At 52.2% G+C, this 22,768-nt stretch carries 21 protein-coding genes; 7 read left to right on the forward strand and 14 right to left on the reverse strand.

Going from position 1 to position 22,768, the window contains the following annotated elements:
• Positions 1-11 precede the first annotated feature (11 nt).
• Positions 12-2,177, reverse strand: a complete 2,166-nt coding sequence (locus tag ACJ67_RS01630) for an EAL domain-containing protein (RefSeq protein WP_231587222.1) — start codon at positions 2,175-2,177, stop codon at positions 12-14.
• On the reverse strand, positions 2,177-4,759 hold the full coding sequence (locus ACJ67_RS01635) for a chemotaxis protein CheW (protein WP_049637613.1): 2,583 nt from the start codon (positions 4,757-4,759) through the stop codon (positions 2,177-2,179). The genes ACJ67_RS01630 and ACJ67_RS01635 overlap by 1 nt, the downstream gene beginning before the upstream one ends.
• 338 nt (positions 4,760-5,097) lie before the next feature.
• Between ACJ67_RS01635 and ACJ67_RS01640 the strand changes: the two genes are divergently transcribed.
• Positions 5,098-5,541, forward strand: coding sequence for a DUF2721 domain-containing protein (locus ACJ67_RS01640; RefSeq protein ID WP_049639712.1), 444 nt, complete (start codon positions 5,098-5,100; stop codon positions 5,539-5,541).
• On the opposite strand, the gene ACJ67_RS01645 is transcribed toward ACJ67_RS01640, so the two are convergent.
• A complete protein-coding gene (locus ACJ67_RS01645; protein WP_049637614.1) occupies positions 5,538-6,680 on the reverse strand; it encodes an HPP family protein in 1,143 nt (380 codons plus the stop codon). The genes ACJ67_RS01640 and ACJ67_RS01645 overlap by 4 nt on opposite strands.
• A 201-nt stretch (positions 6,681-6,881) precedes the next feature.
• On the opposite strand from ACJ67_RS01645, the gene ACJ67_RS01650 reads away from it, so the two are divergent.
• The 5 genes from ACJ67_RS01650 to ACJ67_RS01670 all read left to right on the forward strand — a co-directional run bounded on the left by ACJ67_RS01650 (position 6,882) and on the right by ACJ67_RS01670 (position 11,764).
• Complete coding sequence (locus ACJ67_RS01650) at positions 6,882-8,342, forward strand: DegQ family serine endoprotease (protein ID WP_049637615.1); 1,461 nt, start codon at positions 6,882-6,884, stop codon at positions 8,340-8,342.
• 256 nt (positions 8,343-8,598) lie between these two features.
• Positions 8,599-9,645, forward strand: coding sequence for a nicotinate-nucleotide--dimethylbenzimidazole phosphoribosyltransferase (gene cobT, locus ACJ67_RS01655; protein ID WP_049637616.1), 1,047 nt, complete (start codon positions 8,599-8,601; stop codon positions 9,643-9,645).
• 28 nt (positions 9,646-9,673) lie between these two features.
• Positions 9,674-10,465: an adenosylcobinamide-GDP ribazoletransferase gene (locus ACJ67_RS01660; RefSeq protein WP_049639713.1), complete on the forward strand. Its 792-nt coding sequence runs from the start codon at positions 9,674-9,676 to the stop codon at positions 10,463-10,465.
• Positions 10,462-11,028 (forward strand): alpha-ribazole phosphatase, encoded by a 567-nt coding sequence (cobC, locus tag ACJ67_RS01665; RefSeq protein ID WP_049637617.1) that lies wholly within the window; start codon positions 10,462-10,464, stop codon positions 11,026-11,028. The genes ACJ67_RS01660 and cobC overlap by 4 nt, the downstream gene beginning before the upstream one ends.
• A gap of 103 nt (positions 11,029-11,131) precedes the next feature.
• Positions 11,132-11,764: an FMN-binding negative transcriptional regulator gene (locus ACJ67_RS01670; protein ID WP_049637618.1), complete on the forward strand. Its 633-nt coding sequence runs from the start codon at positions 11,132-11,134 to the stop codon at positions 11,762-11,764.
• Here the strand turns inward: ACJ67_RS01670 and cobD are convergent.
• Both cobD and cbiB read right to left on the reverse strand, forming a co-directional pair.
• The gene (cobD, locus tag ACJ67_RS01675) at positions 11,745-12,737 is read right to left on the reverse strand and encodes a threonine-phosphate decarboxylase CobD (RefSeq protein WP_049637619.1); all 993 of its coding nucleotides are present in this window, start codon (positions 12,735-12,737) and stop codon (positions 11,745-11,747) included. The genes ACJ67_RS01670 and cobD overlap by 20 nt on opposite strands.
• A complete protein-coding gene (cbiB, locus tag ACJ67_RS01680; RefSeq protein ID WP_049637620.1) occupies positions 12,730-13,683 on the reverse strand; it encodes an adenosylcobinamide-phosphate synthase CbiB in 954 nt (317 codons plus the stop codon). Before cbiB ends, cobD begins: the two co-directional genes overlap by 8 nt.
• Positions 13,684-13,685: 2 nt before the next feature.
• Between cbiB and ACJ67_RS01685 the strand changes: the two genes are divergently transcribed.
• Positions 13,686-15,137, forward strand: coding sequence for a cobyric acid synthase (locus ACJ67_RS01685; RefSeq protein WP_049639714.1), 1,452 nt, complete (start codon positions 13,686-13,688; stop codon positions 15,135-15,137).
• Here ACJ67_RS01685 and ACJ67_RS01690 read toward each other — a convergent pair.
• The 9 genes from ACJ67_RS01690 to ACJ67_RS01730 form a co-directional block, all read right to left on the reverse strand.
• The gene (locus ACJ67_RS01690) at positions 15,134-15,352 is read right to left on the reverse strand and encodes an RNA-binding S4 domain-containing protein (protein ID WP_018986780.1); all 219 of its coding nucleotides are present in this window, start codon (positions 15,350-15,352) and stop codon (positions 15,134-15,136) included. The genes ACJ67_RS01685 and ACJ67_RS01690 overlap by 4 nt on opposite strands.
• 33 nt (positions 15,353-15,385) lie before the next feature.
• On the reverse strand, positions 15,386-16,201 hold the full coding sequence (locus tag ACJ67_RS01695) for a DUF4198 domain-containing protein (RefSeq protein ID WP_049637621.1): 816 nt from the start codon (positions 16,199-16,201) through the stop codon (positions 15,386-15,388).
• A gap of 14 nt (positions 16,202-16,215) precedes the next feature.
• Complete coding sequence (cobU, locus tag ACJ67_RS01700) at positions 16,216-16,740, reverse strand: bifunctional adenosylcobinamide kinase/adenosylcobinamide-phosphate guanylyltransferase (RefSeq protein ID WP_049637622.1); 525 nt, start codon at positions 16,738-16,740, stop codon at positions 16,216-16,218.
• Positions 16,737-17,540 carry a cobalamin-binding protein gene (locus ACJ67_RS01705; RefSeq protein ID WP_049637623.1) on the reverse strand — a complete coding sequence of 268 codons (804 nt, stop codon included), beginning with the start codon at positions 17,538-17,540 and terminating at the stop codon, positions 16,737-16,739. Before ACJ67_RS01705 ends, cobU begins: the two co-directional genes overlap by 4 nt.
• Positions 17,537-18,211 (reverse strand): 5,6-dimethylbenzimidazole synthase, encoded by a 675-nt coding sequence (gene bluB / locus ACJ67_RS01710; RefSeq protein WP_049637624.1) that lies wholly within the window; start codon positions 18,209-18,211, stop codon positions 17,537-17,539. Before bluB ends, ACJ67_RS01705 begins: the two co-directional genes overlap by 4 nt.
• Positions 18,208-19,491, reverse strand: coding sequence for a cobyrinate a,c-diamide synthase (locus tag ACJ67_RS01715; protein WP_049637625.1), 1,284 nt, complete (start codon positions 19,489-19,491; stop codon positions 18,208-18,210). Before ACJ67_RS01715 ends, bluB begins: the two co-directional genes overlap by 4 nt.
• On the reverse strand, positions 19,491-20,096 hold the full coding sequence (gene cobO, locus ACJ67_RS01720; RefSeq protein WP_049637626.1) for a cob(I)yrinic acid a,c-diamide adenosyltransferase: 606 nt from the start codon (positions 20,094-20,096) through the stop codon (positions 19,491-19,493). The genes ACJ67_RS01715 and cobO overlap by 1 nt, the downstream gene beginning before the upstream one ends.
• A 6-nt stretch (positions 20,097-20,102) precedes the next feature.
• Positions 20,103-20,672, reverse strand: coding sequence for a hypothetical protein (locus ACJ67_RS01725; RefSeq protein ID WP_049637627.1), 570 nt, complete (start codon positions 20,670-20,672; stop codon positions 20,103-20,105).
• Between the two features lie 87 nt (positions 20,673-20,759).
• The gene (locus tag ACJ67_RS01730; protein WP_049637628.1) at positions 20,760-22,637 is read right to left on the reverse strand and encodes a TonB-dependent receptor domain-containing protein; all 1,878 of its coding nucleotides are present in this window, start codon (positions 22,635-22,637) and stop codon (positions 20,760-20,762) included.
• Between the last annotated feature and the right edge of the window lie 131 nt (positions 22,638-22,768).

The following is a 22,768-nucleotide window of genomic DNA, read 5'->3' on the forward strand; positions in this document are numbered from 1 at the left end:
AGTGACCAGCGTTACCTGGTCACCTGTTGCAAGTGATCAAATTTGGGCCGCTGGTCACGCATGAATTCTGCCAGTGCTTCCTCAGAGAGCGGTCGGCTGTAGTAATAGCCCTGGCCCACATCGCAACCACTGTGTAGCAAAAAGCGATGCTGGTATTCAGTTTCTATGCCTTCAGCCGTGACTGATTTATGCAGGCTTTTGCCAAGGTTGATCAATGCCAGCAAAATGTTGCCATTGGTCACACTTTGCTCCAGATCTTGCACAAAGGCCTTGTCGATTTTTAATTCGTCGATGGGATAGTTTTTGAGGTAGGCCATGTTGGAATAGCCAATACCGAAATCATCAATGGCAATACATACGCCCAGCCGTTTCAACTGCTCCAGCGTGCGCGTAAACATGGCCTCATCTTTGAAGCGTGCATTTTCCGTGACTTCCAATGTAATCAGGTGTGGTGGAACGCGCTCTTGCCGCAACACGCGCTGCACCGTTTCCACCAGGTTGCCACGCAAGAATTGTATGGGCGAGACGTTAATGGCAATCGGGACCAGGTAGCCCCATTCCGTCTGCATGGACTTGATTTTCTGGCAGGCGGTTTGGAGTACCCATTCGCCAATCGCAAGAATATGACCAGTTTCTTCCGCCACCGGGATAAACTGATCGGGTGGAATCAATCCCTTTTCCGGATGTTGCCAGCGGATCAGGGCCTCCAATGCGCTGATATTGCCATGTTGCATATTGATTTGCGGCTGGTAATACAGCATCAGCTCCTGCCGTTGCAAGGCATGGCCAAGACCGTATTCAATTTCGTTGCGTTCGCCCAGTTGTTGAGCCAGCACACCGCTGAACATCTGTACCTTGTTTTTGCCGGCATTTTTGGCGCTGTATAGAGCCGAGTCGGCACAAGTGAGCAGGCTATCAATTTCTTGGGCGTGGTCAGGGTAAATGCTTACGCCCACGCTACAAGTCATATTGAAAACATAGTCGCCAATTGCAATCGGTTGTGAAATGGCTTTCATCACGCGTTCCAGCAAAGGTTCGGCATCTTCAGCAGAGCGCAGCCCCGGGTAAAGCATGACAAATTCATCGCCGCCAAAACGCACAATGGCATCGGTGGGACGAGTGCTTTGGATCAGGCGCTGCGCCACATTTTCCAGTAGCTTGTCACCGGCACGATGTCCCAGGGTGTCGTTAATCAGTTTGAAGTGGTCCAGGTCGATAAAAGCAATTGCAATTTTGCGTTGCATTTTATCTGCTTCAGCAATCAGGCTGGCCAGCTTGCCGCTAAAAGCATGACGGTTAAGCAGACCGGTCAGATTGTCTGTCACCGCCAGTTGGCGGATTTGCAGTTCATGATTTTTACGTTCAGTAATGTCTTCTACTGTGCCTTCGTAATAAAGGATATTGCCGTCTGCGTCATACACAGCATGCGCATTCTCCGAGATCCAGATCGCGCCGCCATCGAGCCGGTAAACCTCCGATTCAAAGTTTTGCACCCGCCCTTGAGCCCTGATGGCTTCAGTAAAGTCACCACGGCGTGCTTCGGATACATACAACTGGCTGCTGATATTATTAAGGTCGCTAATGAGGGCAGCAGGGGAGGCGTAACCATACAGTTTGGCCAGGGCAGGATTGGCGTTAAGGTAGGTGCCTGACTCTGTGGTCTGGAACATGCCCAGCGTGGAGTTTTCGAACATGGAGCGGTATTTTTGCTCGGTACTGAATAACTCGTGCTCTATGCGTTTACGGCTGCTGATATCTTGAATAATGCCTTCTAGCGCCACCGGTTGCCCGGCTGGATCAAGCACTGCACTGCCACGTTCGTTCACCCACACCACTTCACCATCTGCACGGATAATGCGGTACTCGAGTTCATAACGCTCCCCCCTTGCAACGGCTTCGGCAATGGCGGCACGTGATTTCTGCCTGTCTTCAGGATGTGTGATGTTTTCGTAGGAAATTTCTTTGTTGAGCAGTAAGTCATGTGCCGGATAGCCCGTCAGGCTATCGCAGCCCTTACTGACATAAATCATGGTCCAGCTGCTGTCATACAGGCAGCGGTAAATCATGCCATCCAGATTGTCCAGCAGGGTATCCAGCAATCGCTGTTGCTGTGCTGTCAGTAAGGATTCCAGGATTTCGTTTTGCATGATGCCAAGAATGGTCGTCTGGCTATTCATCAGGCGTATACCTGCGCTTCAGGCTGGGTGCGACCCGTCAACACCTTTTCCCACAGGCTGCTGGCAGTGATCAGTGTCAGCATGCTGTGCTGGGCCAGATTGGCAATCGCAACGCCAGGATTGTTGCTGGCTCCTCTGAAAAAGGTATTCATGGGCTGGATCTGCTGAGTAGTCAAATAGGGAATTTCACCCAGTGCCGATACAAACACGCCGAACTTGAGGGACTGGTCTTTGTCTTCTATGACGACAATTTGCCGGTAATCGGTAAAGTAATGAGGATGTCCTAGCATGCGGGCCAGGTCAATCACCGGGATCACACCCTCACGATAGGTATGCATGCCGGCGATAAACGGCGCTGACTCCGGCAATGTGCGTAATTGTTCTTCATCGATGGCCTCGCGTACAAACCGCGCCTCAATGCCCAGCCAGGAATCCCCTACATAAAAGGTGGCATATTCCTGGCTCTCCTGTCCGGACTGTGAGAACAGGCTGGGGTTGAATTTATTATGGATGACTTGCGCTTCGGCATGAATGCGCTGGTTAATTTCATCCACTTTGCCCAACGGTGTGAAGATCAGGGCGACGATCTTGTTGCGGTAGCTGTCCTGTTCGCTCTTGAATTCACGGTAACCATAAGCTGCACGCGCACCCACCGCATAATAAGTGTTTTGGTAAACTGCAATATCAAACAGTTGGTCACCTTCTTTGAGTTTGGTGATGGCTGGCATCAGCTCAAACGTATCACTGGTGTTGAAGTCGGGGTGTGTACTCGCAATGACACTGAGCTGCTCATTCACAAATAAAGTGAAGCTGCCTTTGACGGGCGTATCTGTCTTGTCGCGCGGAATCACATCCTGCAACATGGCCTGGAACTGGGGGCTACTATCGAACACGATGGCGATGCCACCAACGATGCTGTTGCCATCCAGGTGGCGGATAGGGGCGGCGTAAATATAGGTCGGTTTGTCATTGTAGAGAGGGGTTGGTTCAAACTGCGAAACAACATAATCTTGCGTCGAGTTACAGCTACGCGTTCGACCGACCCATTCATCGGCCAATGGCTGACCAACCAAATGGGCATATTGCATATTTGATACGGCCATGACTTCGCCCTTGCGATCAAAGATGATCAGGTTGTCATAAACCGTATACAGGCTGTTGATGTAGCGCAAGACTGCCGTCATTTTGCTTTTATCTTCATCAGCCAGGTGACTCTGTGCCAGCATTTCCCTGAAAACGTGTGTGAGCGCCCACCAACGTACATCATTGGCGCGCTCGTACAAGTTGCGATCCATGATTTCTACCGCCAGCTGCGCATAAAAACTGGAGTTCTCCAGCATGACAGATACTACCGTCTGGTACAGCTCAGACACCATGTTTTCAATGATCTTCTGCGTTTTGTGACCGGTATGGCTGATCTCCGAAAGCAGGCTTTTGGAGAAGTTTTTCTGCTGCGTATTCACATAATTGCTTTGCCAGATATTACCGTTCCAAACGGATTGGTTAAGCTTGCTCTGGATGTTGGCTGCCTGTTTGGGGATATTGAGCAGGCTTTCGGAAAAAATCAGCGGACTACGCATGACTTTGCGCAGGGTGTCCGCATCAATGTTGTTGATGGTGTCGTGTATGCTCTGGTTGAACGCATGTTCTAGAGGAATCATGGCCTGGCCCAGCCAGCCCGGCCCCTGGTAGCCCTGATAGCCTTCAGACTGTTTGGTGACACACAGGTATTCCCGACCACTGAAGCGAGTGATAAACCAATCGGTATCCGTATTTACACAAAGATTGATCCCGGGGGGGATCTGATAGGGATCGCTGGAAGCAATCACATTGCGCTCTTCATCAAGCAGGACACCTATGGTCCAGTCATTGGGGGAAATCAGGTTGCGGAAAATAGTATCCAGCTCGTTGACGAATTTAAAGCACAGGCAAAGGACCCCTAACGAACGGCTGTCATCTTTGCTACGTACTTCGTGCGCATACACCAGTGATTTACGCATCCTGCCATTGATCTCGGTTTCATAAAAGCGCTCCACATAAGGGTCTGTGGATTGCTGTGCCAGTTCAACAATCGGGTGGTAATGGAATAACGTGGTTTGCGTATCATCCAGTTGATGTAAAAGATGTCCTTGCGCATCAAACAGCACAATATTCTCGTAAACCGTATATTTCTTCTGGTACTCCTGGAAGCGAAACTCTATCCGGTGCTGATCTCCTGCGTCCAGGCTATCTGCAGCCTGCATCTCCAGATATTCACGTAGGTCATCATCGGTGGCGAAAAAGCCAATATCAGCCGTTCGTTCAAACAGGTTGCGGACGAGCAGGTTAATAATCTCAAAGGCTTTGGAAGAGAGTTGTGCTGCCGTTTTATGCAGGGTTTCCTGCGATAGATGGCGTAATACATCGTTTGAGATGGTGTTGAATGCGCTACGGGTTTCTTCCATCTCAGACCCTGTTCCCGACAGCTGGGCCATCAATGCCAGGCTATCCCAGGCATGTTGCAGTTGGTAAATGTGGGTTCGAAAATCATTGACCTTCTTGAAGTGGCTAGCTAAATCCTCAGTTAAAGGTTGCGGGTGCATCTATTATCTCTTCTCTATACTTAATTCGTTAATGCTGGTGATTACCACAAGGCGTAGAGCAAGAATGGTTCCCGTTTTCATAGGTCAAATTGCAAAACAATGGCAAGAAAAATGCTTTTATTGCAATATGAGCGCCTTAAATGCGTCTAACCTGGCGTAAAAATCGCTTATCAATCCCTGAATTGGCAGCGAACTCCCTTCTTTTTTGCAAAATTGATTTTTCTGTGCATTTTTAAGGTGCATCAATCTCCAAAATAGTGCGGAATCTGGCAAAGTCATCTTATCAACCGCGATAGCGCTTTTTAGTTTTTTTGAGATCAGTTTCCATGATCAATACCATGATTGAAATTCACAGTGTGTCTGATGCCATTCGGGATGCGGTGGCGCCAGTGTTTTTGTTAACCGGCATAGGCTCTATTCTCGGCGTGTTGATTGGCCGCCTGGGCCGCTCGATAGACCGTGCTCGCTTTTTGACCGATGTACCGGAGGAGAAGCGCGAGCGTTTTAAGGATGAGCTGAAGATTATTGTGCGCCGGACCAAATGGCTGCGGCGGGCGATTGGGCTGGCCACCTTTGCGGCATTGTGTATTTGTGTCTCGATTGCGAGTATGTTCATCTCGGTGGAGACCGGTCTGCGGTTGCCGCACCTGGTGATGGTCTCCTTCATTATTTCCATGGCCTCGCTCATTCTGGGCCTGTTGTGTTTTTTACGCGAGATCGTACTGGCTTCGCGTGAGGTGATTGTGCCTTTTCAGCAGCAGGAAAAGTCAGGTAGGCATTAACGGTAAAGCGCGCGTATGACGTCGGTCTGGGTGAGGATGCCGACCAGCTTATTGGTGTGGTCAACGACAGGCAGCAGCTGTAAATGATGGCTGGTCATGAGCGGGATGGTATGCATGAGGTGCATATTTTCGGAGATGGTCAGGGCGGGCGTGGTCATGATCTGCCCAACCACTTCCGGTTTGTCGCTGTGCGTGGTGGGTGACCAGCGGATCAGGCGCTTGAGGGCAGGCGCCACTTCGCGGTAGCTTTCCGCCTTGGCATGGCGCACAAAGTCGGAAACACTGAGCAGGCCAATCACCAGTTGCGCCTTGTTGACCACCGGGATGGCGGGCTCTGTCTGCTTGAGAATCACTTGCCATGCCATTTCCAGCGCATCTCCAAACTCAAAAGTGGTGGTCACCGGCCGCATGATTTGCCGGCACTCAATGGCTTCCAGTTTGCGTTTGTAGGCGATGAGTTCGGTTTTCTCCAGCAGACTTTGTAGCTGTTCGGGGTTGATGTCCAGCACTTCGTGAAATTGCCCCAGCGCGGCTTGCAAATCTTCCTGCTTGAAACCGAACTGGTAATGCATGTGCGTCGGTGTATTCGGTGTGTGGTCATGATGCACGGCAGGGTAACGGTAGCCGGTCAAGGTGTGGTAGAGCCAGGCAGCCAAGACCAGTAATGCACTGTTTGCCAATACCGGCCACCAGACAAAGTCATAACCCAACTGGTGAATGGCATCCCCACCCAATACGGCGGTCAATGCCACGGCACCACTGGGGGGGTGCAAACAGCGTAGCGCAAACATGAGTCCAATGGCCGTGAGCATGGCCAATGCCGCCGCTAATACTAGCTGGTCAGCCAGCAGTTGCGTAAAACACACCCCTGCTAATGCGGCAACAGTATTCCCGGCCAGGATGGCCCATGGTTGCGCCAGCGGGCTGGAAGGCAAGCAGAACAGAATCACGGCAGAAGCGCCCATGGGCGCGATCAGGAAGATCACCCCATGCCAATCGCCAGAGACGGCGGCCAGAGAGATCAGGCCGGTAGACAAAATCCCTAATCCCGCCCCTATCGCCGCCCGCGCATAGTCGCGCAGGGTGCCAGTCATGCGTTGAGGCCAGTAGGGCTTCAGGAAAGACGGTAAATCTGCCATTGCATGTCAAAAAAGCAAAAAACTCAGTGTATCACGACGGGCAATGGATTCAGTTTTCGTTAGCCGCTGCCAGGCAATTGATGCCGATACAATCGAGATACAAAAACAGTGAAACTTCGAGGCAACTTTAGCGCTCATATGCGCAGAAACCGCAGTTTGATAGCGGGATGCATTGACTGATACGCAAGAAAGGAAACTGTGATGCAAGCATTTTTACACTCCAGGATCACCCACTGGGTGACTGTTCCACTGGCCGTGGCCGCCTTGTTTGGCGCCGGTTATTGGGTCAAGGGCGATACGCTGGTCAATCATGCGCAGGCGACCGCGCCCGTTTCAGCAAAAACCATGACCGCTCCCAGTGCTTATATTACCTTGCCTAATTTCGCCAGTATTGCGAATAGCCAGGGCGCGGCTGTGGTCAATATCAGTGTGACGGGCACGGTGAAAACGGCAGGGATTCCGGGCGTTGATCCCAATGACCCGATGTTTGAACTGTTCCGCCGCTTCCAGCCTAACCTGCCGCAAACTGAAACACCAATGAATGGCCTGGGTTCAGGGTTTATCGTCAAGTCAGATGGTGTGGTGCTGACCAATGCCCATGTTGTCGATAAGGCGGATGTCGTGACCGTAAAACTGTCTGATAAGCGCGAGTTCCAGGCCAAAGTGGTGGGCGTAGACAAGTTGACCGATGTGGCCGTGTTGAAGATTGATGCCAAGGATTTGCCAACAGTGAATATCGGCAGTACCAAAAATAGCAACGTTGGTGACTGGGTGGTGGCCATTGGCTCCCCGTTTGGCTTTGAGAATACAGTCACGGCAGGGATTATCTCGGCCAAGTCACGTGCCTTGCCAGATGAAGGCTATGTGCCATTCCTGCAAACCGATGTGGCCATCAACCCCGGTAATTCTGGTGGCCCGCTGTTTAACCTGAATGGCGAGGTGATCGGGATTAACTCACAAATTTACAGCCGTAGCGGCGGGTATCAAGGCCTGTCGTTTGCCATCCCGATTGATGTGGCGATGAACATTGAGCAACAATTATTGGAAACAGGTAAAGTCAGCCGTGGCCGTCTGGGCATCGGTGTGCAGGCGATTAATCAGGATTTGGCGAGCTCCTTTGGTTTGAAGTCGCCGAGTGGTGCGCTGGTCAGCAACATCGAAAAAAATGGTCCGGCAGATAAGGCGGGCCTGGAACCTGGTGATGTGATTGTCAGCTTTAATGGCCAAAGCATAGACCGCTCAAGTGATTTGCCACCCATGGTGGCCAGTGTGAAACCTGGCAGTACGGTTAACATTGAAGTTTGGCGCAACAAGCAACTGAAAAAATTGTCCGTACGTGTGGCCGAAATGCAAACGGCTCAGGCTGGGCCTGCAGCATTGCCGGATAGCCAGCAACCTAGTTTAGGGGTGAGTGTGCGTCCTTTGACTTCGCAAGAGTTGGCACAAACACAGCTCAAGCAGGGCTTGTTGGTTGAGGAAGTGGCTAAAGGCCCTGCCGCCGCCGCAGGCATTCAACCTGGCGATGTGATTTTGGCGGTGAATGGCGATCAGGTGAAAAGTGTGGCGCAATTGCGGGATGAGTTGTCTAAAAATGGCAAGAACGTTGCGTTACTGGTGATGCGTGGGGAAAGCAAGATTTACGTCCCGGTCAAGATTGGCTGATTTTTGCGTGTGTAATCCTTAGAGCCTTGCCCCGCGATCGCGGGGCTTTTTTATGGGCACTTCCAGACATTCAAATGTCTGTCGCGATACGGCGTTGCGCATATAGTGTGTTAAGCAGGCCATGCGTGAAACGCATGCTGGCAAATTTTTAATCGTGCCTTATCTGGCTTAGGAATTTGAATTTATAGAAACGCCCTTATGCGTGAATCAGCAGATTATTTTGATACGCTTCAGTTTTGATCGGTAGAATAACAATATGCAGACATTCCAGATTACACCCATCCACAACGAAACCTTGCAAGCGGCACTTGTCCAACGCATCAACCAGAAAACCAAACCTTTGGGTGCGCTTGGTCGCCTTGAAAGCCTGGCGATGCAGATCGGGCTAGTGCAGCAAACTGAACATCCTGTGTTGCAGCAGCCAGCCATGCTGGTATTTGCCGGAGACCATGGCATTGTGGCTGAGGGTGTCAGTCCTTATCCGCAGGCAGTCACTGCACAAATGGTGCTCAATTTTTTAAATGGCGGCGCAGCCATTAATGTGTTTGCCAGGCAGCATGGATTTGATCTGCATGTCGTGGATAGCGGTGTGAATGCTGTACTGCAGCCACATCCCATGCTGATTGATGCCAAGTTAGGCATGGGCACAGCCAACTTCTTGCAACAGCCAGCCATGACCGCGGCGCAATGTGCAGAAGCGATTCGCACTGGGGCCGAGATTGCGCGTGATGTGGTGATGCAGGGCACGAATGTACTGGCGCTGGGCGAAATGGGGATAGGCAATACCTCCAGTGCCAGTTGCCTCATGAGCGTGTTGTGTGGGCAGCCTATGCACCAGTGTGTGGGGCGCGGTACAGGGCTCAGTGACAAGGGCTTGCAACATAAACTGTCAGTCCTGACCTCCGCCTTGCAGCATCATCACGTTTCCGGTGATGATCCCTTGCAAGTGCTGGCCGTATTTGGCGGCTTTGAAATTGCCATGATGGTAGGCGCTTTACTGGCTGCGGCAGAGGCCAGGGCCACGCTCCTGATTGATGGGTTTATTGCAACTTCCGCTTTGCTGGTGGCGGCCAAACTCTATCCCCAAGTGGTCGATTATTGTGTGTTTGCACATTGTTCGGATGAAAGCGGGCATCGCATGATGCTGGATCATCTCAAGGCACAACCTTTGTTGCACCTTGCCTTGCGATTAGGCGAAGGCACGGGCGCGGTGCTGGCTTATCCCTTGCTGCAGTCATCCGTCGCTTTCTTGCATGAAATGGCCAGCTTTGACAGCGCTGGCGTCAGTGGGCAAGTACAGTGAGGGTCATCAAGTCAGCGAGGATGGATCAGTGAAGCTGCAATGGCGCTATTTTCTGCTGGCCGTGGGTTTTTTCACGCGGCTGCCGGTCCCGGCGTTGCCGGATTTTCAGGAGGCTGAGCTCAATCATGCTGCCAGGTATTTCCCCATGGTGGGGTTGCTGGTTGGTTTAATGGCAGCCGTGACGTGGTGGCTGGCAAGTTGGGTCCTGCCACCTGCGTTAGCCGTATTGTGTAGTATGGCCGCCACGATTTATGTGACAGGGGCCTTTCATGAAGATGGCCTGGCCGACAGTGCGGATGGTCTGGGTGGCGGTATAGACCGCGCACGACAACTGGAAATCATGCAGGATTCCCGGCTAGGCAGTTATGGGGCGATTGCACTGGTAGGCATGCTGCTATTCAAGTTCCAGGCTTTATCCGCGCTTACCCCTGCAATCTTGCCGTTTGCCTTGATCTCTGCGCATGCCCTGAGCCGCCTGGCGGCGGTGTATATCATGGCGACGGCAAGTTATGTGCGGTCTGCCGGTAAATCCAAGCCACTGGCAACGATGCTCACACGGCAAGATCTGTGGTTCGCCAGTGCGTTTGGTTTACTGTGCTGGTTGGGCTTTGCTGCGATGCTGGGTGTGAATCAATCGATGATGGCTGCGATTAGGTTCCTGCTTGTCACAGCGCTGCCGGTGCTGGGTATCTGGTGGTGGTGGCGTCGCCTGATTTTGCGAAACTTGCAGGGCTATACCGGCGATACGCTGGGTGCGACCCAGCAATTGACTGAACTGGCATTTTATTTGGGCCTGCTGGCCTGGGAGCATGTCGTATGAAGCTGACACTGGTGCGTCATACCAGTTTGCAAATTACCGAGGGCATCTGTTATGGCCAGAGCGATATCGATGTCTCGATTAATTTTGCCAGCGAGTTGTCGCAACTCAAACAAAAACTCATCCATGAACAGATTGATGCGGTTTACAGTAGCCCCCTCCAACGTTGCAGCAAGCTGGCGCATGCACTGGGGTTTGATGGTATTTTGCATGATGAGCGCCTAAAAGAACTGCATTTTGGCGATTGGGAAATGCAATCCTGGAACGATATTCCACGAGAATTATTTGATGTGTGGGCGCAGAACTATGCCGAACTGGCGCCTCCAAATGGTGAAACCTTTGCCGGTTTGCAGCAGCGAGGCATCGATTTTTTGCAGGAAGTGCAGGCGCGCCATCATGGCCAGCATGTGTTGGTCGTGACTCATGGCGGGATGATACGCGCCTTGATTGCACATGTGCTGAACATGCAACTCAAAGGCCTTTTCCGCTTTCATGTGGATTACGCCAGCCTGACGCGGCTGGATCTCTCTGGAACAATTCCAAAGGTGGAGTTTGTAAATAGGTAGTTGATCAAATGTGTATGATATAAGCTTAATTGGCTTCTATAAAGAAATCATTGCACTTGCCCCGTTCTAAAGATGGGCCACCATACTAATCGGATGAACACCAATGTATACGCCAAAACATTTTTCTGCTCCCAGTGATCAAGCGTTGCAAGATTTAATGCGGGCATACCCGTTTGCTACTCTGGTCATCCATTCCGCCGATGGGTTCAATGCACATCATCTCCCGTTATACTTTGATGGCAACAGGACATTAAGCGGTCACGTTGCCCGTGCAAACCCTTTATGGCAAGAGGCGGAAAACGCTCAGGAGGTGCTCGTGATCTTTCATGGGCCCAATGCCTATGTTTCGCCTTCGTGGTATCCCACCAAGGCTAGCACCGGTAGGGTGGTGCCGACCTGGAATTATGTGGTGGTACATGCGCGCGGCAAATTGCGGGTGATCAATGATGTGCACTGGTTACGTTCACATCTTGAAGCGCTGACTGCCCACCACGAGGCCCCCTTTGAGCAGGCGTGGCAGTTGGGCGATGCGCCTGCAGACTTTATTGATCAATTGATGCAGTTAGTCGTGGGAATTGAGATTGAAATCACACAATTGACCGGTAAGTGGAAGGTGAGCCAGAATCAGCCGCTGGAAAATCAATTGGGTGTAGTGGAAGGCTTGAAAAGCACGGCTAACACTCAAGCCAGCGAAATGGCTGGGATCGTGGAAACGATTAATCGCTTAAAGAGTTAATCGCCAACGTCAGTGCATCATCCAGTCTATCCCAATCCTGGGTGGACGCTAGTCCGAAGCGTAAGGCAGCTGGTGCGGCAAAATAACGCGTCCACACCCCATGTTTGGCCAGCACTTGATGCAATCGCAGACTTTGAGGATGCGGCACATATTGAAATAAATCTGTGCCTCCCGTCGGAGTCAGACCATGCTGGTTGAGTAATTGGGACAGTTGCGCTGATTGCGCTGGCAACTCAGCACGCATGTGTTGTTGCCACGCATGATCGGCCAGCGCCAGACTCGCGATATATTGGCTTGGGCCGGTCACTGACCACGGACCCAACCGTGATTCAACTTGTGCCAGGGCTGTCGGCTCACCCAGTAGAAAACCAACCCTGAGTCCGGCCAGGCCAAAAAACTTGCCTAGTGACCTTAACACCCATAAGCCCGCTTGTCCGGTATGGCTGGCCAGGCTGTGTTGTGGCGTAGTGTCCATAAAGGCTTCGTCCACCACCAGCCAGCCACCACGCGTTGCCAATTGTGCATGCCAGTCTAAAAGCTTGTCAGTTGCATATAAATGCCCGGTGGGATTGTTTGGGTTACACACCAGCAATACGTCCGACTGTTGCAGGATGCGGCTGTCGGGTGTTTGTTCAAAAAACTGTATCTCATGTCCTGTGCGTTGCCAGGCATGCGCATGTTCCTGATACATGGTGCGCGGCATGGCGACACGACATGGCGGGCGCAAGGTGGGTAGTAGTTGCAAGGCTGCTTGTGAGCCTGCACAGGCCAACACATGTTGGCAGCCATAATAAGCGCGGGCTGCGGCATGCAATGACTCAGTTACCGGCGGCAGGCGTTGAAACAGTGATGGCTCCAGTGCCGGAATTGGGTAATGTTGCGGATTAATACCTGTGGAGATATCCAGCCAGTCTGCCAATGGCCTGCCGTATTGCTGCGCTGCCTGCTGTAAGTTGCCGCCGTGTTCAAGCATAGGTCATCGCCCCAATCAGGACAGCAATCACCAGCCACCCCAGCATGCCATTGCGCACCAGTTGCAACGCCCTGGGAATATCTTCAGCCGTTGCTGCCACTGTTGTGCCGAGGCGTGGCCGTTCATGCCATTCGCCGTGATAGCGCGCCGCGCCGCCTAGTTGCACATTGAGTGCGCCCGCCCCTGCGGACATCACAGGGCCTGCGTTCGGGCTATCCCATAACGGCGCTTGTGTTTGCCAGGATTGCCAGGCCAGTGATGTCTGGCCGAGCAACGCGTAGGTAATGGCCGTGAGCCGTGCCGGGAGGTAGTTCAGTACATCATCCAGCCTAGCGGCGGCCCAGCCAAAATAAAAATAACGTGGGGTTCTATAGCCCCACATGGCATCGAGGGTATTCACTAAACGATAAGCCAGCGCACCGGGGCCACCAGCGACAAAAAACCAGAAGAGGGCACCAAACACACTGTCGTTGCCGTTTTCCAGCACCGACTCGATGGTGGCGCTCACGGGTTCTATCGCCTCCACATCGCGGCTGACCATATACGAGGTGGCGCGTTGTGCCTGCGCAAATTGCCCGGCTTGCAAAGCCTGATAAACAGCCAGGCCATGCTGGCGTAAGCTACGGTGACCAATGGCAAAATACAGGCAATACACATGCAGTGCGAGCGCCAGCCAGCTAGATAATTGCATGAGCAACACAACGGTAAAAATGATAGGCAATACCAGCAGGAGTACACTCACTAGTCCCCATAGATATTGGATCCGTAATGGCTGCTTGGGTGAAGGGTTGAAGCGCTTTTCAAGCTGCGACACCAAGTGACCAAAGCCAACCAGGGGATGCCAGCGACGGGGTTCACCCAGCCAGGCATCGAGCAGCACCGCGCCACAGGCAAGCGCGGCGAGTGTGAGATAATCGAATGATGGATAAACAGGCAGTGAAAACATTAATGGTTCAGGGCACCACGTCGGATGCCGGTAAAAGTACGCTGGTAGCTGGATTGTGCCGCGTATTGTACCGCAGCGGGGTGGCCGTCGTGCCATTCAAGCCGCAAAACATGGCCTTGAATGCGGCGGTGACTGAAGATGGTGGTGAGATTGGCCGCGCGCAGGCGGTGCAAGCCATGGCCTGCGGATTGCCGCCGCATACCGATATGAACCCGGTGCTGCTCAAGCCTAACTCGGACACCGGCTGCCAGGTGATTATTCATGGTAGGGTGGTGGGCAACCAGGAAGCGAGTACTTACCACGACTACAAAAAAACAGCCATGCAAGCCGTGCTGCAATCATACCAGCGCTTACAGCAACAGTATGCTTGTATCGTAGTCGAAGGCGCAGGCAGCCCGGCAGAAATCAACCTGCGCGCCAACGATATTGCCAATATGGGCTTTGCTGAGGCAGTTGATTGCCCGGTGATCCTGGTGGCGGATATTGATAAAGGTGGCGTGTTTGCGCACCTGGTCGGCACATTGGCCTTGTTATCGGAAAGCGAACAGTCCAGGGTAGTTGGCTTTGTGATTAACAAATTCCGCGGTGATATTGCCCTGCTGAAACCAGGGCTGGATTGGCTGGAGGAACGCACCGGCAAACCGGTGATCGGTGTGTTACCCTACATGCATGACTTGCACCTGGAAGCCGAAGATGCGGTCGCCAAAGGCCATACTAAAAAAAACGATATTCAGCTGACCGTGGTCGTCCCCGTATTGCCGCATATCGCCAATCACACTGACTTTGATGCCCTGCGATTACACCCGCAAGTAGACCTTAAGTTTGTACGTTTCAATGAGCCTATTCCTGCGGCAGATTTAATCATTCTGCCCGGTAGCAAGAATGTACGTGGCGACCTGGCTGCCTTGCGAGAGCATGGCTGGGAAGCAGTCATTGCCCGACACTTACGTTATGGCGGCAAAGTGCTAGGAATTTGTGGCGGCTTTCAGATGTTGGGCGAGCAATTGCATGATCCGTTGGCGATCGAAGGCGAAGCTGGCAGTAGCGCAGGCTTGGGTTGGCTGCCAATGGAAACGACCCTTGAACCCCATAAGCAGCTCAAACAAGTTTGTGGCAAGCTGGCTTTTGCCGATGCAGAATTGCAAGGCTATGAGATTCATATGGGGGTGAGCTGCGGGCCAGCCTTGAAGCATCCGGTACACCTGATAGACGGTCTTGCGGAAGGTGCGCGCTCAGAAGATGGCCAGGTGGCTGGTAGTTACGTACATGGTCTGTTTGACCATCCACAAGCGTGCGCGGCATGGTTGCAATGGGCGGGGTTAGCTACACAGGTGGATTATGACTACACGCAATTGCGTGAAGAAAGTCTGGAGAAGCTGGCAGACAGCGTGCAGCAGCACTTCAACTGGTCAGCGCTTGCCCCTTACTTGCCCAAAGACTTTGTGCCAGCTTAACCAGCAACGACCTTGATGGTCTGCTCAAACGCCTGTACCACCTGTCCGGCACGGATTTTGGCGGTTTTCCGACGCTCGATAGCGCCATCTACCTTGATCAAGCCTTCTGCGACCATGGACTTGCCTTGGCCGCCGCTGTCGGCCACGCCTTCCAGTTTGAGCAAATCACACAGCGCGATATATTCGCCTCTCAGTTGAAAAGTCGTTGTTGCCATGTTTTATCTCATCGATCTTTTAAAGCAGTCATTTTAAGGCTTGTTTGTATTTTCTGGGGGCAAATTCACTTCCAGCGTCAGCGAGGCATTCTGGCTTTCCCACAGATTTTCATTGAGCTGGTGATGCACCGTCACAAAGAGAAAGGTGAGCCCGGCTTTTTGCGGTTTGAAGGTAAATTCGCCTTGCTGATTGGTATGAAGATTGGACGTCCGCACGTTTTCAACATCATACAGGTCTTCAATCCGGCGCTTGCTAAAGTGCTCGTTATCGGTGACCACGATAATGCGCGCATTCGGCACCGGCTTGCCATTTTCCAACACTTGCAAACTTAACTCACCCCCTAATATCACCCCATTTGGCGAGGCCAAAGGGATGATCTCCAAGCCTTTATTCAAAGGTACGGGCTTGTATTTTTGTTGCCCTTTGAAAATATAAGTATCGGCATAGCTGTAGTAATTCATGGTGGTTGGCTTACCGCTGACCCGCTTCATATCTGCCGCAAAATACAGTTTTTTATCAGGCGTCTCCACCGCTTTATAAACAGGCCCTAAACGTTGGCCAGTGCTGATACGGTAAGTGCCTTCCTCCTTGAGTTCCGGTTCCAGGTACACAGCAGCCTTGGTTTTGGCAATAGGCTTGATGGCCGTGGTTTCGCCACGTGGTGAAGTGATGCTAAAGTTTGGCGAGTCCATGGCAAAGTCAGCCTGGAAAGGGAACTCGGTAAACGCGGATTCAATGGTCAGCCGATGATGGGTGACGTTGAACTGGTTAGGTTTTAAAAACGGCACATGCGCCTCGGCAGCCAAAGTTGTGACTAAAGCGATGAGGGCGAGGGAAAGCTTTTTCATAAAGGTCTTTCTTGTTATTTAAGCTTTAGCGGCAAGCCTGCCGCAATAAAGCTGACGTGATTAGCAACCGCTGCTACATGCTGGTTTAAACGGCCTTGCTCATCCTGGAACTGGCGGTTGATTTCACCGAGCGGAACGATGCCCATGCCGACCTCGTTACTCACCAGAAACACATGCGCCTGTAGCTGTGGCAGCGCGGCCAGCAAGGCCTGTTTTTCTGCCTGCCAATCCAGCCGTTCCGGTTTGTCGCAATCTGGACAGATGCACTGCGCCAGCCACAGGGTTAAACAATCGACAATCAGGCAGGTGTCTGGCGCATCGTTGTCGAGTAAAGTCTGCCCAAGGTTGAATGGCGCTTCCACCAGCCCCCAGTAAGGCGGACGCCGGGTTTTGTGGTGCTCAACACGTTGCGCAAATTCGTCGTCATACACTTGTGCGGTGGCAATATACGTCACCGGTAATTCAAGTGCCGAGGCCAGGCGCTCGGCATAAACACTTTTGCCACTGCGGGCACCGCCTAAAATCAAATGGGTGCTCATGTGTCGCTCCTTTGCTGTTGCCAGCGTTGAATAATTGCCTGCAGTTGCGGCAGGCCTTCGCTAAACAGGGCGGGGCCAGGCTGCAAGATATCAACAGATTTGATTTCGTAAACATGCCCGTCACGAATCGCAGGCATGACTTGCCAGCCTGCGCGTGCTTTGACTTTTTCTGGCTGAAATTTTTTGCCACACCAGGAGCCGATGATGATATCCGGTTGCCTGGCCAGCACTTGTTCTGCCGTGACTGTGCGGTCACGTGCGCTATGAAAGGGGCTGAGTTCCGGGAAGCAATCCTCACCACCAGCCGCTTCAATCAGCTCAGCCGCCCAGCGGATACTGCACATCATGGGCACATCCCACTCTTCAAAATACACCTTGGGTTTGCGTGTCCAGGTGGCCGCTTGCTGTCGGGCAGCTGCCAGTTGTGCCTGGTAAGTGTCCACTAGCTGCTGTGCCTTGTCGCTGGCGCCAACCAGATCGCCGACGGTCAATATCATCTGCAACGTTTCATCCAGGCTGCGCTGGTTAAACACATGTACCTGGCAACCGGCTTTGATCAGTGAGGCTGCAATCTCAGCCTGCAAGTTGGAGAAACACAGCACCAGGTCTGGTTGCAGTGCCAGGATTTTTTCAATATTGGCACTGGTGAAGGCGCTGATCTTGGGTTTCTCTTTGCGCGCAATCGCTGGGCGCGTGGTGAAGCCTGAAATACCCACAATGCGGTCTTGCTCACCGAGCAGGTAGAGCACTTCGACGGTTTCAGTGGTCAGGCAAACGATACGCTCAGGCCAGCGTTTCATGGTTGCTTTCCTTGCGTGGTCTGCCAGCCGTTTTCCATCAGCATGTCAGAAAGCGGTTTTTCTGTGGTCCAGCCTTCTTCCACCAGCATGGGTGATTTGTAAAATGTATTCACATAGCCCAGGCATAAAATCGCTACCGGTTTGGCGCCCTCAGGCATATTCAATAACTGCGCCAATTGTTGCGGGTCAAACAGGCTGACCCAGCCCATGCCTATGCCTTCTGCACGTGCCGCCAGCCACAAGTTTTGGATCGCACAGCTGACCGAAGCAAGATCCATTTCCGGCAGTGTACGACGGCCAAAAATATGTTGTTCGCGCTGGTCACATAAAGTGGCGACCAACACTTCACCACAGTCCAGAATGCCTTCCACTTTGAGGCGCATAAACTCGGCCATGCGCGCGGTGTTTTCAACTTCGCCAATGGCTTCGGCTGTCTGTTTGCGCTCTTCATCAACCAGTTTATGAATGGACTGGCGCAAAGTGGCATCGCTAATTCGGATAAAACGCCAAGGCTGCATGAGACCGACGCTAGGCGCATGATGTGCGGCGTGGAGCAGTTTTTGCAGTAACTCGGGCGCAATCGGCGTCGGCAGAAAATGCCGCATATCGCGCCGCTCGGCAATTACTTTGTAAATGGCCGCTTTATCGGCCTCAGAATAAGCAAAACTCATGGCAGGAAAAACTGTGCGGCCAGGGCCGGGTTAGATGGGAAGTAAAAGTGCAAAAAGCTGGCCGTGATGCTGCCTTGTTGATAGACCGGCTCACCGGCGCCATATTTGCCTTTGCCTTGTGCAATCACCGGTAAATCGGTGTCAAAACGCCCATAGTGAAAGGTATGTGCGCCTATGCTTGCTGGTTCTTTGCCTTCAGCAGCAAATGTGACATGTTGTGTCCCCAGACCTTGTAGTTTGGGTTGAATTTCGGCGGTACCTGGCAACAGGCCGAATACCGGTTGTCCATTCAGCGTGTCGCTCAGGGCGAGCATACCGCCACATTCGGCCAAGATGGGTTTCTTAGACTGAGCAGCAGCTTGCAAACCTTCGCGCATGGCGGTGTTGTGTTGCAGTTGATCCAGATGCAGCTCAGGGTAACCGCCCGGGAGCCAGTAAGCATCTGCCTCAGGAAATTGCGCATCCTGCAAGGGTGAGAAAAACTGAATGGTTGCACCCAGGGTTTGCAGCAGATCGAGGTTGGCCTGATAAGTGAAGCAGAAGGCTGCATCTTTGGCGACTGCGATGGTTTTACCCTGTAACAGTGGCGTGACTGTGTGCGGTTCTGGCGCTGAAAATTGCACTGCAGGCGGTAATGGAGTCTCTTGCCCCAGCAGTTGTGCCGCTGCTTCTATGCGCTGGTCAATATCGCTAATTTCCTGTGCCAGATGCAAACCCAGGTGACGTTCAGGCAAGCTCAGTTGCGGGTCGTTTTTCATGGCGCCCAGCCAGGGTACATCTGCTGGCAAAGCGGCCTTGATCATATTGGCATGACCTTCGCTGCCGACCTGGTTGGCGATGACGCCAGCGCGTTGTAGCGCGGGCCGAAACGCGTATAAACCATAAGCAATCGCAGCAAAGGTCTGTGCCATGGCTTTTGCGTTAATGACCAAGGAGACCGGGATACCAAAACGCTCGGCGATATCGGCACAAGATGGTGTGCCATCATACAAGCCCATCACACCTTCCAGTAAAATCACGTCATTTTCTTGCGCAGCTTGATAGAGCAAGCGTTGCGCATCGGTTTCACCACACATGCCAAGGTCGAGGTTATAGACGGGTTTGCCAGTGGCGACTTGCAAGATCATGCCGTCGATAAAATCTGGGCCACATTTGAATGCCTGTACGCGCAGGCCACGGTTTTTATAGGCCCGTGCCAATGCGGCCGTGGTCATGGTTTTACCTTGCCCCGACGCCGGAGCCGCCATCAGCATGGCATGGCATCTTGATGGTTGTTGCATTACAGGTCTATCCCGGCCTGGGCCTTGATGCCTGCGCGCCAGGCATGCTTCACGTCCATGAGTTCAGACACGGTGTCGGCAGCGTTTCTCAACGCCTCGGACGCGCCACGGCCAGTGATCACCACATGTTGCATGGGTGGGCGGTTGGCTATGGCATCCAGCACCATTTGCTCGTCGAGGTAACCGTATTTGAAGGTGTAAGTGAGTTCGTCCAACACCACAAGATTGATCGCAGGATCTTGCAGCATCTCGGCCACGATTTGCCAGCCGCGCATGGCCGTTTCGGTATCGCGCTGGCGGTCTTGCGTGTTCCAGGTGAAGCCTTCGCCCAGCACATGCCAGGTCACCGTTGGGTGTTGGCGGAAAAAGGCTTCTTCGCCGGTATCTGAGCGGCCTTTGATGAATTGTGCCACGCCGACACGCATGCCGTGGCCCAATGAGCGGGCTACCATGCCAAAAGCGGAAGAGCTTTTGCCTTTGCCGTTGCCGGTGAGAATGAGGAGCAGGCCTTTTTCCTGATTGGCCTGCTCGATTTTTTCGTCAATGACCGCTTTTTTGCGGATCATGCGCGCCTTGTGGCGGCTGTCGCGGTCACTGGTCTCCATGAACGTTTACGCTTTTTCTTGCACTGAGCGCTTTGCCAGGCCAAACACCACATGCGCGATCAGCGCAACTACCACCCAGAATGCAATCGCTTCCAATTGTTTAGGGAAGTATTTGACCAAACGTGGTATAAATTCAGCAAAGCTTGGGTCAGGGTAACGGCCACCAAAGAAGTAGAAACCACCACTTGAGAACAACTCAGCAATCGCTGCTGCAACCACGACGACACCCGTCAGTTTAAACAAGCTGCTAAAAGCCCAGCTTGTGTTGTCTGCCAGCCAGCGACCTGCCAGCCACATCGTGCCATACGCTGGCAACAAAAAGCCATAAGCCGGGGTCACGCAAAAGTTGCTCACGCCACCCCAAGTCACGGCTGCCATATCCAGACCAGCACACAAAGCCAGTAATGCAACAAATAGGATAGTAGAGCGCAGGTAGTAACCGGCAATAAAAAACGCTGCGTAAGACGCGCTAGGCAAAAAATCGATAGAAGCGAAATGATGCCCACGTGTGACGATGACCATCAGTGCAATGACAAGCGCAATTGCCAGAGATTGGGTTGAAATGTTACGTGGCATGCCAGCGTCTCCAAAATTAAGATTAATCACAAGGGGTGAATTTTAGCCCAATTCGATCAGGCTTGGGCAAAATCCACCTTTACGGGGTTACTTCATGTCGTAGTTCAGGCTCACAAAGATATTAGTGCCCATGGTGTTGTAATCGACAGTGGATGAGGCCGCTGCCAGCACATAGTTTTTATCCAGGATGTTATTAGCTCGAGCCAGAACTTTCCAGTGATTATTCAGTTTATAACCGAGCGAAGCGTTGATAAGGGCATAGCCCCCTAGTTTTAAGTTATTGTCCGCGTCGTTGTAGCGTTGCGAGGCGGCAGTCACCTCGGTGCCAACATCCCAGTCGCCAGATTTGTATTGCAATTGCAGGTTGCCATAACGCTGACTTCTTCTTACTAGCAAATTATCTGTGTCATCGTTGCGTGGAGACTGAATAGTTAAGTTTCCTGTGAGTTGCCACTGAGGGTTTAACACGATGCTGCTTTCAGCAGTGATCCCTTTGATTTCTACCTTGCCTGCATTGGTTGGGCAGAATCCTGCAAAACTACAGCCTGATGTTGCAGGGCCTGCATTCTGTATCAGGTCGCGGATATGATTTTCAAATATGGTCAGCTTGGCCTGAATAGCCGAGGTTTGATAGCGTAGGCTCGCTTCAACGTTATCCGATTTTTCCGGTTTCAGAGCCGGGTCACCAAAGCTTGGAAAATACAATTGGTTAAACGTAGGTGCCCTGAAGGCTGATGCATATTGAGCCGTGATTTGCCACTCGGGTGAGATGGCGTAGCCATAACCTGCGTCACCGGTGACGTAGTTGCCATATTGGGTGTTGTGATCTTCACGTGCTGAGAGTTGAATGCTGTGCGCTTCGTGATTGCCAACGAAGCCAAGCATAAAGCCGTCATCGTTACGCGTCTTGTCTATGCTGGGGTTGCCATTTGAAAAAGTTAGGACATCTTGCTCTAGCCTGTCGTAGGCAAAGGTCAATGTGCCGAACGGCAGCGTGTAATCATGTTGCCAGGTAATCTGGGTTTGTTCTGAGTCGAATTTACTGCGGCTGCTCGCGCTGTTTAAACTGAATGAGCGCTCACGCCCGATGCCATATTTCAATGTGCTCGTCCAATGCTCAGTCAGCCGGTTTTTCAGTGTCGCACCATAGGTTTGCTGGTTGGTGGTGGAGTAGTTGCGATAGGCATTATCAAACTGATTTTGGCCATCAGACTCCATAAAGCGCAAACCGAGGCTATGGCCTTCTGCAAGCTCTAGGTCTGCATAAGCCGTACCGCTCAGATTGTTATAGCCATCACGGTCACGGTCAATCGCTTGCGGTGGACGTTTTTTTGCAGAAATGCCTCTCGTATCATAACTGCTCATTTGAGCACCAAATTGTAGTGCCTGATAGCGGCTATCGAATCCTGCGCTGCCGGTGTATGTGTCGTAACTGCCAGCACCTACACTACCGTAAAAGAGGGTCTGGTCGGTTTTTGCGCGTCGAGTAAAAATCTGGATAACGCCGCCAATAGCATCAGCGCCATAAAGGCTGGAAGCAGGGCCACGTAGAATTTCAATTCTTTCTATTAATGATAATGGCAGGTTTTCGAAGGCAGTGGTTCCCAGTGTCGCGGAGTTGACTCTCAGTCCATCGATAAGCACAATCAGTTGTTCCGCATTGGTGCCACGTATAAATACACTGCTGGCCGTGCCCATGCCGCCATTGGTGGAAATCTGCAAGCCGGGCTGTAATCTGAGTAGGTCTGGCAGCGAGCTGCCTTTCATTCTTTCAATCTCGTCATGCGTGATCACTGTGATGTCACCAGTCGCCGTTTTGGTTGACACCGGGATTCTTGCTGCGGTTACGTTCACTTCGTCCAATGACAGTGAAGCGAGATTGGAGGTGTTTTCAGAAAAAACCTCTTGAGCCAAGGACATGGCTGGGTAAAGGGCGATGAGTCCCAAAATGATTTTTTTATTCATATTTGTTTCCGATAATGCATACGACCCCGCATGCAGAACATAAAGTGGAAACCTGGGATGTGTATTGACGACTAAAAGCCAAACAGGCACTTCAATTAAATCAAAGTGCCATTTTTTAGAGTCACCGTCAC

Origin of the sequence: Methylophilus sp. TWE2 (assembly GCF_001183865.1) — a bacterium.
Lineage (GTDB): Bacteria > Pseudomonadota > Gammaproteobacteria > Burkholderiales > Methylophilaceae > Methylophilus.

Coding starts and splice junctions, on each gene's coding strand:
- ACJ67_RS01650 (WP_049637615.1), top strand. CDS start 6,882: ATGCAAGCATTTTTACACTCCAGGATCACCCACTGGGTGACTGTTCCA.
- cobT (WP_049637616.1), top strand. CDS start 8,599: ATGCAGACATTCCAGATTACACCCATCCACAACGAAACCTTGCAAGCG.
- ACJ67_RS01630 (WP_231587222.1), bottom strand. CDS start 2,177: ATGAATAGCCAGACGACCATTCTTGGCATCATGCAAAACGAAATCCTG.
- ACJ67_RS01730 (WP_049637628.1), bottom strand. CDS start 22,637: ATGAATAAAAAAATCATTTTGGGACTCATCGCCCTTTACCCAGCCATG.
- ACJ67_RS01715 (WP_049637625.1), bottom strand. CDS start 19,491: ATGCAACAACCATCAAGATGCCATGCCATGCTGATGGCGGCTCCGGCG.
- ACJ67_RS01640 (WP_049639712.1), top strand. CDS start 5,098: ATGATTGAAATTCACAGTGTGTCTGATGCCATTCGGGATGCGGTGGCG.
- ACJ67_RS01635 (WP_049637613.1), bottom strand. CDS start 4,759: ATGCACCCGCAACCTTTAACTGAGGATTTAGCTAGCCACTTCAAGAAG.
- ACJ67_RS01690 (WP_018986780.1), bottom strand. CDS start 15,352: ATGGCAACAACGACTTTTCAACTGAGAGGCGAATATATCGCGCTGTGT.
- ACJ67_RS01685 (WP_049639714.1), top strand. CDS start 13,686: ATGGTTCAGGGCACCACGTCGGATGCCGGTAAAAGTACGCTGGTAGCT.
- cobU (WP_049637622.1), bottom strand. CDS start 16,740: ATGAGCACCCATTTGATTTTAGGCGGTGCCCGCAGTGGCAAAAGTGTT.
- ACJ67_RS01725 (WP_049637627.1), bottom strand. CDS start 20,672: ATGCCACGTAACATTTCAACCCAATCTCTGGCAATTGCGCTTGTCATT.
- ACJ67_RS01705 (WP_049637623.1), bottom strand. CDS start 17,540: ATGAAACGCTGGCCTGAGCGTATCGTTTGCCTGACCACTGAAACCGTC.
- cobO (WP_049637626.1), bottom strand. CDS start 20,096: ATGGAGACCAGTGACCGCGACAGCCGCCACAAGGCGCGCATGATCCGC.
- cobC (WP_049637617.1), top strand. CDS start 10,462: ATGAAGCTGACACTGGTGCGTCATACCAGTTTGCAAATTACCGAGGGC.
- bluB (WP_049637624.1), bottom strand. CDS start 18,211: ATGAGTTTTGCTTATTCTGAGGCCGATAAAGCGGCCATTTACAAAGTA.
- ACJ67_RS01645 (WP_049637614.1), bottom strand. CDS start 6,680: ATGGCAGATTTACCGTCTTTCCTGAAGCCCTACTGGCCTCAACGCATG.
- cobD (WP_049637619.1), bottom strand. CDS start 12,737: ATGCTTGAACACGGCGGCAACTTACAGCAGGCAGCGCAGCAATACGGC.
- ACJ67_RS01670 (WP_049637618.1), top strand. CDS start 11,132: ATGTATACGCCAAAACATTTTTCTGCTCCCAGTGATCAAGCGTTGCAA.
- cbiB (WP_049637620.1), bottom strand. CDS start 13,683: ATGTTTTCACTGCCTGTTTATCCATCATTCGATTATCTCACACTCGCC.
- ACJ67_RS01695 (WP_049637621.1), bottom strand. CDS start 16,201: ATGAAAAAGCTTTCCCTCGCCCTCATCGCTTTAGTCACAACTTTGGCT.